At 53.9% G+C, this 14439-nt stretch carries 13 protein-coding genes; all 13 read right to left on the minus strand.

Annotated features, from left to right (window positions below):
- Positions 1–5: 5 nt before the first annotated feature.
- The 13 genes from wecB to ABD971_RS10005 all read right to left on the minus strand — a co-directional run bounded on the left by wecB (position 6) and on the right by ABD971_RS10005 (position 14372).
- Complete coding sequence (gene wecB, locus ABD971_RS09945; protein ID WP_345321643.1) at positions 6–1139, minus strand: non-hydrolyzing UDP-N-acetylglucosamine 2-epimerase; 1134 nt, start codon at positions 1137–1139, stop codon at positions 6–8.
- 76 nt (positions 1140–1215) lie between these two features.
- A complete protein-coding gene (locus tag ABD971_RS09950) occupies positions 1216–2019 on the minus strand; it encodes a hypothetical protein (RefSeq protein ID WP_339940928.1) in 804 nt (267 codons plus the stop codon).
- Between the two features lie 95 nt (positions 2020–2114).
- Positions 2115–3344: a glycosyltransferase family 4 protein gene (locus ABD971_RS09955; protein WP_345321645.1), complete on the minus strand. Its 1230-nt coding sequence runs from the start codon at positions 3342–3344 to the stop codon at positions 2115–2117.
- 147 nt (positions 3345–3491) lie between these two features.
- The gene (locus ABD971_RS09960) at positions 3492–4436 is read right to left on the minus strand and encodes an NAD-dependent epimerase/dehydratase family protein (RefSeq protein ID WP_339940932.1); all 945 of its coding nucleotides are present in this window, start codon (positions 4434–4436) and stop codon (positions 3492–3494) included.
- Positions 4433–5317 (minus strand): glucose-1-phosphate thymidylyltransferase RfbA, encoded by an 885-nt coding sequence (rfbA, locus tag ABD971_RS09965; RefSeq protein WP_345321648.1) that lies wholly within the window; start codon positions 5315–5317, stop codon positions 4433–4435. Before rfbA ends, ABD971_RS09960 begins: the two co-directional genes overlap by 4 nt.
- A gap of 38 nt (positions 5318–5355) precedes the next feature.
- The gene (locus ABD971_RS09970; protein WP_345321650.1) at positions 5356–6645 is read right to left on the minus strand and encodes a glycosyltransferase family 4 protein; all 1290 of its coding nucleotides are present in this window, start codon (positions 6643–6645) and stop codon (positions 5356–5358) included.
- A 326-nt stretch (positions 6646–6971) separates the two neighbouring features.
- Positions 6972–8360 carry a phenylacetate--CoA ligase family protein gene (locus ABD971_RS09975; RefSeq protein ID WP_345321652.1) on the minus strand — a complete coding sequence of 463 codons (1389 nt, stop codon included), beginning with the start codon at positions 8358–8360 and terminating at the stop codon, positions 6972–6974.
- A 10-nt stretch (positions 8361–8370) separates the two neighbouring features.
- Positions 8371–9150 (minus strand): class I SAM-dependent methyltransferase, encoded by a 780-nt coding sequence (locus ABD971_RS09980; protein ID WP_345321654.1) that lies wholly within the window; start codon positions 9148–9150, stop codon positions 8371–8373.
- The gene (locus ABD971_RS09985) at positions 9147–10082 is read right to left on the minus strand and encodes a sulfotransferase (protein WP_345321656.1); all 936 of its coding nucleotides are present in this window, start codon (positions 10080–10082) and stop codon (positions 9147–9149) included. The genes ABD971_RS09980 and ABD971_RS09985 overlap by 4 nt, the downstream gene beginning before the upstream one ends.
- A 12-nt stretch (positions 10083–10094) precedes the next feature.
- Positions 10095–10976: a class I SAM-dependent methyltransferase gene (locus ABD971_RS09990; protein WP_345321658.1), complete on the minus strand. Its 882-nt coding sequence runs from the start codon at positions 10974–10976 to the stop codon at positions 10095–10097.
- Positions 10977–10999: 23 nt separating this feature from the next.
- Complete coding sequence (locus tag ABD971_RS09995; RefSeq protein ID WP_345321660.1) at positions 11000–12055, minus strand: glycosyltransferase family 4 protein; 1056 nt, start codon at positions 12053–12055, stop codon at positions 11000–11002.
- A complete protein-coding gene (locus tag ABD971_RS10000) occupies positions 12052–13170 on the minus strand; it encodes a glycosyltransferase (RefSeq protein ID WP_339940948.1) in 1119 nt (372 codons plus the stop codon). The genes ABD971_RS09995 and ABD971_RS10000 overlap by 4 nt, the downstream gene beginning before the upstream one ends.
- On the minus strand, positions 13167–14372 hold the full coding sequence (locus ABD971_RS10005) for a glycosyltransferase family 4 protein (RefSeq protein WP_345321663.1): 1206 nt from the start codon (positions 14370–14372) through the stop codon (positions 13167–13169). The genes ABD971_RS10000 and ABD971_RS10005 overlap by 4 nt, the downstream gene beginning before the upstream one ends.
- Positions 14373–14439: the final 67 nt, after the last annotated feature.

The following is a 14439-nucleotide window of genomic DNA, read 5'->3' on the forward strand; positions in this document are numbered from 1 at the left end:
ATTGGTTAGGAGGGATTCTTGCGACTTGCCATGAATGTTGCCACTTCGGCACCCACGCGTCGCCCCGCGGATCCATCCCACAGTTGGGGACATTTACCCTGCTTGAACTTGTTCTCGATCACGTCATCAACAAGTTTGACAAGTAATCCCACGTCGTGTCCGACCAGCACGCTGGTGCCTTCATCGACGGTAATCGGACGCTCGGTGTTTTCTCGTAACGTCAGGCAGGGGATCTCAAGTGCGGTCGCTTCTTCTTGCAATCCGCCCGAATCGGTAATGATGACTTTGGCCTTGGACGTCAATCCGAGCAACTCGTGATAGCTCAGTGGATCGGTGGCCAGAATCGTTGAGGTTGCTTCGAGCGTCTGCCACAGCCCTAAGGTTTCGAGCTGATTGCGAGTCCGTGGATGGACAGGAAATACGACCGGCAACAGCTGCGAGATTTGTGTCATCGCGTCGACAAAACGGCGCAATTGTTCTGGATCATCGACATTGGACGGACGGTGCATGGTCCAAACCGCATATTGGTTCTTGGTCAGCCCCATTTTGCGGAGCGGATCGAGCGCCGTGGCAGCATCAAGCTGTGATCGCAAAACGTCGATCATGACGTTTCCGCACAAGCGGATCGACTCGTCCGATTTGCCTTCTTTGAGCAGGTTCTCACGTCCGCTCGGTTCGCTGACCAATAGTAGCTCCGAGATCGCATCGGTCACAACGCGATTTATTTCCTCGGGCATCGTGCGATCAAAACTGCGTAATCCAGCTTCGACATGAATCACAGGAATTTGAAGTTTGGTTGAAGCTAACGCGCATCCGACGGTGGAATTGACATCGCCGACGACCAGGGTTGCAGCGGGCGTCTGTTCGCAATCGAGCAACCAGCGTTCATAGCTGTCAAGAATCTTGGCCGTTTGTTCCCCTTGGCGACCCGATCCGACCGACAAATGAACGTCAGGTTGGGGCAAGCCCAATTGCCGAAAAAACGAATCGCTCATTGCATCGTCGTAATGTTGTCCGGTATGGATCAAGCGAGTCTGAACGTTGGGAGCACAAGCTTCAATCCCGCGGAGGATCGGACCCATTTTGACAAAATTGGGACGTGCACCGACCACACAGGCGACGATGTCTTTGGAATGCATTTGTGATTGTGTCAAACTATTGTCAGACTTCGGTTACGAGAATCGATGGGCAACAGGAACGTGCAATGGGCGCAAATTAGACGGCATCACACGTCATTTGGACGGCGGCGGTCTCAAACCCCGAGGTGTCTGCCGTCCCTTTCTTTTCCAAGATGATCAGTTTGAACAGACGTTGGTCCGAGTAGCGTCGTTTTCCCTTTAGCACGCGTCGAGCGATGTCTCGGATCATCGATCGCTTTTGCGGCCTCGCTTTCTCATCGACAAACGGATGTGAAAAAGTGCATCGCACCACGTTTTGTTCGATTTCGCGACAACGTTCGTCGCTGATATAGGGTGATTCGATGGGTTCGCCATAAAGCGAGAACCGTTTGAAAATCGAGAGCATCGTTTCGATACCGTCTCGCCGCTCGACATCGCGTTGGGGTTGCCAATGAGCGTCTTCGATGACAAACAGTCCGCCGGGATTCAAGTAAGGCCACAGTGTCCCGAGGGTAATCTGTTGATGTGCCGAAGCATGGCTGCCATCGTCAATAATAATGTCGAAGGGGCCGGCTTCTTCCGCTACTTCTCGCAGCCGATTGGCATCGCTTTGGTCGCCCTGAAACGTCTTGGCTCGGGGAATGTCGACCTCGCTGAAATCGGTTAGATCAAAGCCTGAAATCCGGGCCTGGGGAAAGAACTCGAGCCACATTCTCAGCGAGGGACAATCGAGTTGATGTTGTGTGGTTTCTCGCTGGAGTCCAATTTCTAAGATCGAGATAGCTTGGTCGCGAAAGGGTTCAAAGATCTTCTCGTATAGGGTTGTGTATCGATGGCAACATCGAACCTGATCGCCCTTGTCTGAATTAAACTGATTTGCAAGTTGCGTGAGAGTTGCCATTTTGTTCTACCCTTAGTGATGCAAACGCGTGTCAAAAATCGTGTTCCAATGAAACCCGTTGTCGTGCAATGGGGTGTCGTTCAGTGGGTTGTCTTCTATGCGGTGGCGATGACCGTGTTTAACACTTGACGCCAACGCGACAAGATATTTTGACGATCAAATTGATGCTGGACGCTAAGACTTGCCTGATGTCCAAGTCGGTTGCGAAGTTCGTCATCGGCGGCCAACGTTTGGATCGCCGATGCCCATGCATCCACGTCGTTGGGGGCATCGACGATCAGTCCGCTTTTGCCGTGGTCGATCATCTCGGGGATGCCGCCCACTCGCGATCCGATCGGACAGATCCCCAACGACATCATTTCGATCAGGGCCAGTGGGCAATTCTCCCACCAGACGCTGGGTACGAGTCCGAGTTGGCAGGTTTGATAAACCGCGTTTAATTCCTCAAGCGAGATCCAGCCCAATTGCAGAAATTCGGCACGATCGTTCAGCCGGCCGCGTTCCTTTTTTGCGCCCCCAATCGTGACCAGTACCGTATTCTTTTGGAACTGTCCGATCGCCAGTGCGGTTTTGGCTATCTGAAGTCCTTTTTCCGGTGCACGCCCCACATGCATGACCGCAAAATCATCATCGGCCAGTCCGATGCGTTGTCTGGTTTCAGCGATCTGCTCGCGTGAGAGCGTCTTGACCTGGGATTGGTCAATCCAGTTGGGGATAGTCCAAACCGGCGGTGGAAACCGATCGCGGCAAATCAACGCAAATAGATCTGCGTAGATCGCGTGAGAGGGCGCTACAATCGCATCGGCGCCTGCCACGGCACGGGCTGCCAATGCTTCTTGGCCTAATCGCGGCAAGCTCTGGATCCAATACACGACGCGGGCGCGTGGCAACACTTGTTTGGCCAATGCCGCAACCGCCATCGTCGAGGCAATGACAATCGTCTGTTCATCCGCAGTCTGCGTAAATTGCTTTAAAGCTTCTCGAGCACGTTGATAGGGAGCGGTCGATTCGACGGTTGGGCGAAAACCTAGCGAGCGTCCCACACGACCGCCACGGATGCGACAACGTACACGTCCGGCAAGCCCTAATGTGGCCGAAACCGATCGCACTCCATCAATGTTGGTGTTGCCAGGTCCAACGGCAATGACTTCGGTTGCCGTGTCGGTGCTGGCAAAATGGGCCGCCAATTGCGCCAGAAGTCTCGGTACGGCACGCGCAGTGGTCGTTTCAAGCGGATGATTCTCGTAAACAACCAGCAACCGTTTGGCCAACAACGGTTGTGCGTTCGTTAGCTCACTTTCGCTTTTGCATAACGTCTCAATCATGGAGCGAGTCTTTCATGTGGGAGCAAACGTTCTCGGCGGTGATGCCTTTTTTGCATCGTTCAACTGCACGCTGGGACACTCTCTTCTTTATGGACAATATGTCCGGTGCAACGATTGCAAACGACATCGGGTGACGATCGTTCCATTCTAATCGCATAGTAGCCGATGATGTTTGAGGGTTCGCCGAATGCCCTCTTCGATTGGGACGAATTTATATTCCGGCGTTAAGGCGAGCAGTCGGTCTGGGGATAAAGAGATCGATGCGATGTCGCTGCTGCGATGTGCCAAGTGAATCACCTCGAATTCTTTATCGAGCAGACGTCGTATCGTATGAATCAGCTGCTCAAGCGATGTGGCGACTCCCGTGCCAAGGTTGAACACGTTCGATTCATCTAACCGATCGCATGAAATTGCCATCAACCGACACACGTCCTCGATATAAATGTAGTCTCGGCTGGCGGAGCCATCGCCATAGACTCGAATCGGGGTGCCGTGATGAAGGGCCTCGATCCAATGCGGCAATACACCCTGACCCGGCCGAGTCCGCTGCCCTGGTCCGTAAGGGTTTCCAATCCGAAAGATGTCGCTGGCGAATTGCCCGCGACGCGTTGCATGTCCGAGCAATTGCTCGGCAGCCAATTTGAAAATAGCGTAGGGCGAACGAGGGTCCGTCGCTGAATTCTCATGCCGCGGTTGGTCGGTGTCCGCATAAACTGTTCCACCCGAAGATGGGAAGACAATTTTTCGTACGCCGTGATAGGCGGCGGTTTCCATTAGTACCAGCAGCGGACTGAGCGCTTCGGTGTACTCGGCTGTCGGCTCCGAAAAGAATCGGCTTGGATAGGTTGCTGAGGCAAAATGATAAACAATGTCAGCGCCTTTGATCGCGTCACTAAGGATCCAGGTGTCGCGAATGTCACCGACCACCGAGGTCACACCATGAAGTTGCTCAATTTCGGGACGCGGTTGTCGCCAATAGGCAACCACGTCATGACCCTGTGCCGCCAGAAACCGCGTCATCGAGGATCCCAGGAATCCAGCCGCACCTAACACCACCACACGCAGTGGCGTGTCGGTTTGCTGACCACTCATTGAATGTGCCTGATGGGTTGTTGGAGCAGTCGTTTTAAATAGTATCCGTAGTCTGAATTGCTGTACTTTTCAGCAAGTTCCGCCAATTCATCCTTGGTGATCCAGTTTTGCCGGTAAGCGATTTCCTCGGGGCAGGAAACCTTTAACCCAGTTCGTTTTTCGATCGCGCCCACGAAACTACTCGCATCAAGCAATGATTCATTGGTGCCTGTGTCTAACCAAGCGGTACCCCGGCCGAACATTTCGACTCCTAGCGATCCCTCATCCAAATAGATCCGATTCAAATCGGTGATTTCAACCTCGCCTCGCGCCGATGGTTTTAATGTTTTGGCAAGTTCGCAAACTCGGCTGTCATAAAAATAAAGTCCTGGAACGGCAAAGTTCGACTTTGGTTGCTCCGGTTTTTCCTCCAGCGATATGGCGTGTCCTTCTTCGTCAAATGAGACAACGCCGTACGCAGACGGGTTGCGGACTTCATAGGCGAAGACGCGAGCCCCATGCTGGATCGAGGCACTGCGGCGGAGCAGATTGATCATCCCTTGGCCGTAAAACAGATTGTCTCCCAGAGTCAGGCAGCTGGTGTGTCCGTCGATGAATTCTTCGCCAAGAGTAAACGCTTGGGCCAATCCGCCCGGTTTCGGCTGGACTTTGTATTGCAGCTGCAATCCCCACTGGCTGCCATCGCCGAGAAGGGATTGAAAAAGAGGAGTGTGTTGCGGCGTTGAAATGACCAAGATCTCGCGAATGCCCGCTAACATCAGCGTGCTCAGCGGGTAATAGATCATTGGTTTATCGTAAACCGGTAGCAATTGCTTGCTGATCGCGGTCGTCAACGGCGCCAGTCGTGAGCCGCTTCCGCCAGCTAAAATAATTCCCTTCATCGGCCCTGATTCTCCGTCATGAGAGTTGCCACATGCATTTAGATGTCACGTGATGCCGGTAACACGTCTCTGAGAACTCGATCAAGCATCGCGGCAATGTGGTCTCGATTGTAGGTGGTCTCCGCTGCGGCACGCCCCTGCTCGCCATATTCCCGTCTCAATTCCGCGTCACAAGCGAGCTGCTTGAACGTTGGCAATAGGTTCTGAATGTCGCTGGGCGAGACTGCGATTCCACATTTTGCATTTTTTATTCGTTTGGCCGGTTCACCATCGGCGATCAACAAGATGGGCAGTGACGATGCCATGGCCTCATAGATCTTGCTGGGAACGGCGCCGGGGATTGCCATTCCCAGACTGATGATGGCGACGTCGGCCGAGGCGAGCAGCGCGGGAATCCGCTCGCGCGGCTGCGCCGGGACAATCTTGACGCGGTCGATCGATTCTCGCTCAATCCGTTTCTCTAAGTCCTCACGCGCGGGCCCGTCTCCGACTAAGACAAAACGTCCTGGTGTCGAGGCATCGAGCGATTTGGCGAGATCGAGAATCTGGTTCAACCCTTGGGCTAAACCAATCAGCCCCGCAAAAATAAAGATCGGCCCCGGTTCGGATCCGATCAATTGACGTGCTTCATCGTCGGCATGCTCAGGACCAAAGCGACTTGGATCGACGCCGTTGGTGATGACTTGCGTTCGCACCTCCGGACATCGCTCACGCACCGATGCGATGATTTCATCGGATTGACCCGTAATGGCGGTGGCGCGGCGATAGGTTGCGAGCTCCAGACGTTCGGCCATCTTCGTAGCGAGTCCCGGTTTTACCACTCCCATGCGAATCGCCGACTCAGGCCACAAATCGCTGACGTTAAACACAAAGGGACACTTCCATCGTTTCGCCAGATATTTTGCTGCGTAACTGATAAATAGCGGGGGCGACTCGACGAACAATAAATCAGGACGTTGGCAAAGTTTGGGACCAAAACGCTTGGCGCCGCGTACGAACGAGAAATAACAGCGAATGCGTTTGCTAAAGCCTTGTTTAGCGGTGTACAGCGGAACGCGGACGGTGCGAATGCGGCCAACTTGATGCACATGCGGCTGCCGAGGATCGAATTCTTCAAACACTTTTCCGGTGGGATAGTTGGGAAGCGCTGTCAACGCCTCGACGTCCCATCCTAAATCAATCAGGCGTTCACCAAGTTCCGACAAACGGGCTTGAGGAGCACCCATTTCGGGTGGAAAATATTGGGTCAAAATACAGATCTTAGGGCGTGCTCCTGCAGAGGAAGACGCCGATTCCGTTGCCAGTCGCGACAACTCAGTGGTCGACATATTCACTAGCTCCGGTGCTTGCGTTTGATTGTTTTGAAGTCAAATTGATTACCGCCATAAATTTTCCAGCCTTGGTGAGTTTAATTTCTGTTACCGGTTCCACCACCACTTTGACCTCACCCATTCTCTGTGACCCGCGGCTTCGCAGATCCGCCGCGTCTACGTCGTCAACTGCTTTGGTAGGAACCCATTTGACACGAATGCCTTGTAATCGGTGCGAAAGCAGACCCCGTTCCAATATACTCCGTACACGCTAACAGCGTTGTGCTGGCCCGCGACCAGTAGACACGCATCAAACTGATCAGGTGTTCCCATCGTTGGCTTCTCTAAGTTCCTTCATCCGCTATTAAATTTGACGGTCGGTCAAGATTGTTGATCACGAAGCGACGTTTGCCAGCAGGAGTCAGCGGGATTTCTGTCACCGTTTCCACATCGATGCGAAGATCTTTCGCGCCTCGTTCGGCCAGGGTCGATGCAATGTGTTGTTCGGTTTCGCGAGAAAACCCTTGACGCGGCACGATCCGAATTTGCACAGAATCTCGTTCGTTTTGAATCACCTGAAACGAATCGACTTCTTGGAAATGTTCCAGCACACCGGTGAAGAAGTGAACAATCAAGCGGTTTCCCGTCGGGGTAACAACACAATCAGTGTCGCGGCCCTGGATACCCCTCATTAATTCAAATCCACGTCCGCAACGACACGGTTGGCCATCGCTGCGGGTCGCACGATCGCCAATACGGTAACGGATCAACGGCATCGGGCCGGGGTGTAGACGCGTTACGATCACGTCGCCGGTTTGATTGGCATCGACGGGGTTGTTGTCCGCATCGAGGTACTCGACGATGACGTCCAACGAGTGGATGTGATATTGGTTGTCGTGACCACACTGGGCTGCAATGTGCATTCCTTCGCAACATCCATAGGTGTCACGGACCTGAGTACCAAACGTCGATTCAATCATTTCTCGATACCGCGGATACACCATGTCACCCCACGTGATCACCGATCGCAGCGGGCGGTTCCAGCCACGCGTTTTTGCCCGTCGTGCCAAGTAGTACAGGCTGCTGGGGTAACCCCATACGTGGTCAATTTTGTATCGATCGATTTGTTCTAGGTTTTCATCCAAGCGGTCGTCGTGCAGGTCAAATGCGGGAACGTAGTGGCAACGCAAAAGTCGGTCTTTGATGCGGCGATCGATCGACCGATTCAACGTGATGCCGGTCTGCAGATGCGGTTCGCCGAAAGTCCAGTCCGCCCAATCCAGACACAACAGGAACGAGGCACGGTACCAGCCAGCTGTCCAAGCATCTTCTTTGATACAAAAATTTTTGCCTGTCGATCCCGAGGTGCAGGCTTCGTAAACCTTTTGTCCGGTGTCTCTGGTTGTTTCGTGGGGATAGCCCGATCGCAACATCGTCTTGTTGACCACCGGCAGTTTAACGAGGTCCGCAGCGGTGCGAATATCGTCTGGCTTTACTCCGGCAGCCTCCATTTGTTGTCGATAAAAAGGTACTTCCGCATACGACGTGCTAATCAATTTGGCGAGCGCTTCGTCGCGATACGCTTGCACTCGCTGCGGATCCCACCACTGGGCTTGCTGCAGGAAATGGTATCTCTGCATCATTTGCTGCCCAAATGCACGATCCCCCGCCGGCAGCAATATTTTGGAGATAAACCATGACCAAGTGCGATCTTTTAGGGGGCGTGATGGCATGTCGTTAGAATTATTTCTTTCCAATGTAGACAAGACCGTAGCCGAGAATATCGTGGCGGTCGCACCACTGTCCCATTCGATCGATGGCGTCTTGCGAAGTTTGGCGGATGCGGGTCGGAGTCAGACGGCGAAGTCGGTTCGGCAACCTCATGCTTCGCAGCGCGACACCGGCATACACCGATTGGCAACTGATTTCTTGGAAACCCGCTTCCGCACCCATCTTTCGCAGCAGGGATCGGCGGATGTTTTTTTGCCAAACCAGATTGGGCGGAACCAATTTGCGAAACCAGTATCGAATTTCGCGGCGCAGCGTCCACGGGGACCAGAAGCTAGGCACAAATTGATACAACAATCCGTTAGGTTTGAGTACGCGATGAGATTCAGACATAATGATTCGCTGTTGATCGCGAGTGAAATGTTCAAGCACTCCGAAGCTCGCGTAGCAGTCCAGCGAATTGTCCTCAAACGGCAAGTCGAGAATCGTGCCTTCGACCCACTGCACCGTTCCGGGCAGGTCCGTCAGGTTTTCGCCTCGAGCTTGAGCCTCGTCGATCAATTTCGCTGAATAATCCAGCCCAATACAGTGATGCCCCAAAGAGGCAAACATATAGACGAATTGCCCCAGCCCGCAGCCTGCCTCGACGATTTTGCTTTGCGGAGGCAAGAGATCAAATAGTGGCTTCAAATGATCGGCGTCATAAAGCCCTCGGCAATGTTCCATCGTTTCTTGCGGCGTCGCCACAAGACGTTCTTCCCATTGATCCGCCTGAGTGGGTAATGTGTTACTCATGATGTCTCCTGCGTAATTCGTTGCTGCTCAGCGGTTGAATTAGCCGTTGCCAGCCCATAGGTTTGCAAAACCCGTTGCGGTGCGTTGGTTAACAAGAAAGAACGAATTTGCTCAAGCTGTGCTTCGTCGAACAACTCCTTGCTGCGTCCCACGGCACCGCTGCGGACCCCGTCATGAGAATGAGGGATTTCCGGTTTTTCTTGATCGCCAATCATGAACTCCAGCAGCTTGGCGACTTCGTCGTCATAAGATTCGACGAGCTTTTCGTAGTGAATTGCGACTTGCCGTGATTCGGGGATATCTACGAGCCCGGCGAGAATGTCACGTTGGTTGGCGGTGTAGTACCAACTTAGAAAGTCGACCAAGCTGTATCGAGCGGCTTGTTGAAATCCGCCGGGCCGGACGCCAAGATACCCGCGATGCACCAACCGCATCCAACGCAATCGATGCAGCGTGTGGATACACGCGCTTCGCATTGCAAAAAAGCGGCCCCCATACGAATGGGCTCGATAACGATCGATGAATCCACCGCAGTCGTTTTTGGCCAAGAAGTTTTTCATCGAGGCGATCGTGTCGAGCGGGTTTCGCTGGAAATGCACATAGCGTGCCTCGGGAAACGCTTCCTTCAAGAGCGGCAGGAAATTCGAGAGGGTGGGTGAAATCAGCACGATCGGATTGCCAGAGGCACGTGATTCGATGTACGAACGGACGCGGCGCACCCGCCATGGCTTCAGTAGCGAATCGACCACCCCCGGCCGTGCGATGCCGTCATCACTGAACGGATTGACTGACTTGATCGGGTACAGCGAGTATAGGAACTGCGTCGTGTACGTGTTGTGAGTAAACACGCTGTGATCGGGGATACTGCGGACCACGCGAGACAACCAACTGCTGCCCGAACGCGGAGAACTAAGGATGATGGTGATTTCCACGGAGCGTTAATCCTAAAGTGAACCGCGATCCGCGGCGCTAGACTTGGGGTGGCGATAGACCAACAATTGGGATCGTGCAAATTTGTGTCGGAACCAATTAGGCATGCGGGCGTCGACCCGATGAGCCCAGCGACGATATTTGCGATTGAACGAGCCACCCGGAAGCAGTTTGTGGAATCGCTCGATGCTGCCAAGTGACAATGCATCGACCTGCTCGAAATACAATGCCGCGTTTTGCAGATACGTCTGCGAGCTATTGCTGCGATCCGGATGCGGGTCGCTCGCTTTCCATTTCGCAAACGCCTTTTTGTTCAGCGACGAAGGGCGATTCCGCACCGGAACCATCCATCGTAGCGAGTCGAGTGTAGGGCTGTTCTCGGCGGGTTCGAAAAACCTTGCTTCGCCCTCGGGTTTGAGCATTCCCGCTGCTTTGGCCAAATACTCTCGCTCGAGTTCCTCAGTCAAATGATGCAGAAACGCCTTGCCCACCACGCAATCAAATGGTTCATCTTCGAGGTTCAATGAGGTGAAATCGCCCGACAATCCTTGGACACGCTCGGGGCCAAATCCAAGTTTCTGTGCGGCTTGATTTACGATCCGTGCACTCTCGCTGGAGATATCCACCGCGACGACTTGGGCACCCAGCATGCACATCGCCAGTGCGTTGACGCCGTTGCCACAGCCCAATTCCAGCACGCGTCTTCCTTTCAGCCGGTCCGCGAAACCATCCATGTACATCCCGTACCAACTGGTGTCGGTCCGCACCGCGTCACTGAAGAATTCGTCGAAGTTTTCGACCATGGTGACAATCTCGTCGACATTCACGTCGCGATAAGACTGGTCGTAGTGTTGTTCGTTCTCGCGAACGTTTTCAGTGGTATCAACGACTCGCATGGTTGGATTCCGTAAGAGGCATTTCAGTGCGTTGCTTTTTCGCTTAACGTTTCGAACAGTCGGACCCATTTCGGCAAGATCGCTGGCCAATCAAATTGGCTGGCGAATGCATGGGCATTTTGTGATAGTTTTCCGGCTAATCCGTCTTCGTTTAACACGCGGCGGACCGCCGTTCCCATCGCGGCCGTGTCATCAGGCGGCACGAGCAGGGCATTCTGATTGTGATCGACCAGATCCGGCATGCCCCCGACATCGGTACTGACGACGCACAATCCACACGCCATCGCTTCGAGTACGCTGACCGGCGTGTTGTCGAAATTGGTCGTATTGATGAACACATCCGCTTGCGCCAGATGATCTGGGATTTGAGTTTTCGGAACCCCGCCGGTGAATCGAACGCGATCCGAGACACCTAGTTCGAGGGCCGCTCGTTGCGTGGCCTGAAAGCTGCCATCGCCCTTGTCGGGGCCCACCATCGTCAGCTGGATATCGGGAAAGGTAGGTTGCAGGTCGGCAACCAAGCGGATCGCCAGCGTGGGGTTGTACAAGTGATGGAAGCTGCGTACCCAAACCAATTTGGCGGCAGGCTTGTCTCGTAAACAAAATGAGTAGCGGTTCAGGTGCAGTGGATTGGGTAACAATTGGATATCGTTTCGATACCGTTCCATTCGTTGCTGCAGATATTCCGACGGCGTTGTGACCACTGCGGCATGACGCAGCAAGCGATCGACGCGTCGCGGCCAACGTTTGCTGAAATCCGGTAAATTGCCGCCACGCAAGGTCAAAGCATACGGTTTGCCAGCGGCTCGCAAGACGAAGCAGGCAGATTCAGCCAATCCAAATCCGAGTCCGCTGTAAACATCGACGTTGGCCGCGCTGTACTCGTGTCGCCGTTTCCATGTGGTGGTGACGATATCAAGCAACCTCGCCGCACGGGGACGCTGATCCGACGCGGTGAATACATTCAGTCCCACCGATTCAAGTTTGCCCGCCAGATCTTCGCACACCGAATGGTTGCCGACATTGCCCGAGAGGAAATTGCCTACCAGCAGGACGGAGGTGTTTGTCGAAACGCTCATCGCGACCCCAACACGGTTTCGTAGATCTCCGAAAGCTGTCCGATCACCGCTTCGGCGCTGTAGCGGGACTGGACTCGGTTAAAAAAGGCACGGCCTAGTGATTTTCGTTTGGATTCGTCGGCCAGTAACGAGATGATGGCATTTGCCAATTGACTCGCTTCACTTGCAGGGACCAGCAGTCCGGCCTTGCCATCGTCCAGTACATCACCGCACTGTCCCACGCGAGTAGCCACGACCGACATCGATGTGGCACCATATTCCAACAGCGAAACGGGAAGCCCTTCGGATGTCGAGCTCAGTACGCCGATGTCACAACCCTCGAGAATACTGGTGACATCTTGGCGTATGCCAAGCAAAGTAACATGTGATTGCAACCCCTGGATCTGAATCTCGCGTTGCACCAAACTGAGGTAGTTGGCGTCGGGATGGGCACCGACCAACAACAGATGTGCGTCGGGGTAAGGTATGACGACGCGTTGCATCGCACGAATCAGTGTGAGATGGTCTTTGACGGGACGAACATTCGCAACGCAGACAATTCTCGAGCCTCGGCGTCCCGGCAATTCGCGATGCGGAGCGACTTGTTTGGTGGTGTCGACAAAGTTTGGTAAGCACCAGATCCGGTCTTTGCGGAAGTGCAGTTGGTTTTGTGACCAATCCGCTAATGGTTTGCTGACCGCGACCACGCCTCCGACATGCCGCAGCAAAAGTCGGAACAACCACGTCGAACGTTCTTTGCGTTCGTTGGTTCCATAGTGGTCGTGCCAAATTATCGCAGGATGAGGTGAAAACATCGCCGCCATTCGCGCGACTAAAATTGACGACCCGTGAGCATGCAGTACGTCAACACGGTGATCGCGGTTGTACTTCACGAGGTTGCGAATCGCACGAAGATCAAACGTGTGTTTTCGGTGCAGACAAATCCGGCCTACATCTGCGGAAACGCATTGACTAAGAGGCCCGTCTCGACGCGTCGTGCATAGCGAGGTCCGGTACCGATCGCGAGGCATCTGGTTCACCAACTCGACGGCAATTCGCTCACGTCCTCCCAGATCAAGCGTGTCGGTCATGTGCATCACATGAATTCGACGATCGGTTTTGTTTTCCGCAATCATTCGTTTAAGAGTATTTCCGCGGAATGCACTTCGGGGGCAGTGGATGTATTGCCAGGCTGAATCAGTCGGACGCTCCAGTTTTGCTGCAGCAGTTCGGCCAAAGCTGATCGCAAACCGTCGCGTGAATATCGCTGCGACCAATGCGAAGCTTGCTGGCCGAGTTCGCGGAATTTTGCGGGATCATCCGCAATCGATTTCAGCGCAGTGACAAATTGTTCAGTCTCGCCGTTTGGCAACAAGATTCCTCGCCCGTTGAGCATTCTGCCCACTTGCCCATGGTCTACCGCGACACAAATCAGTCCATGGCACATCGCTTCGGCGATGACCTTGGGCCAACCTTCCGAGTGGACCGAGGGCAATAAAAGACAGTCGGCCCAGCGATAGTGCTGGAGTGACTGGTCAAACGGAACGGCACCCACAAAACGGGTGAATTCCGCAATCCCGCTGGCTCTGGCCTGGGCTTCTAGCTCCTCCCGCAGAGGACCATCGCCGACGATACGGACTTCGATTTTGATGCCGCTGGCGGCCACTGCAGCGATTGCGTCAATGAATACATGCACTCGTTTTTCTGCGACCAAGCGTCCTGAGAACAGCACTCGTAGTGGGTAAGAAAATGTTTTCTCTCGAGCATGCGTTACTGCGGTTTCCACCTGCTGGTCACTCATCATCGAGGTAAAGAACGCATGGACGTGCGGCGGTTGGTTTTTCCATTCTCCATAGACCGTGACCGGAGCCCCCCACCACCATGATTTCAAAAGCCAGCGTTGCAGCCGCCCGGTCAAGTTCTCTCCCGGGTACCCGTTCCATTGTCCTGCATACTTGGCAACACGATAGCGAGAGAAAAAACGTGCCAGCAATACGCCCAGGAAGCCTAGGTTTCCGGGGCATCGCACATGAATCGCATCCGCATGCGCCATGGCGCGACTTAAACCAACGATGACAAGGGGAAGCCAAATCAGCTGAGCGATTTTGGCCCCGAGCGAATCTCCGCCCGTTTTTAAAATGGGATGAATGGTAATGTTTGCACGTTCAAATGGCATGCTGTCGCCCTTGGGGGCGGAGTCTCGACACGGCGCCGCGATCACGACCTCAGGGAACAAATCGGCCCAGATGTCGATTTCACGGGCATAGGGGCCGAAGGCATAAAGTTTGCCGTCGTGACGATAATGCACCACATGCGATAACACGACCAGTCGTTTCATTATCTGCCTGCATTTCGTAGCAAGACAACTCGACGGCACCGCAACGGGAAATCGCCCGCTTTGGTTC

Source organism: Novipirellula rosea (genome assembly GCF_039541335.1).
In the GTDB taxonomy this organism is placed as follows: domain Bacteria; phylum Planctomycetota; class Planctomycetia; order Pirellulales; family Pirellulaceae; genus Novipirellula; species Novipirellula rosea.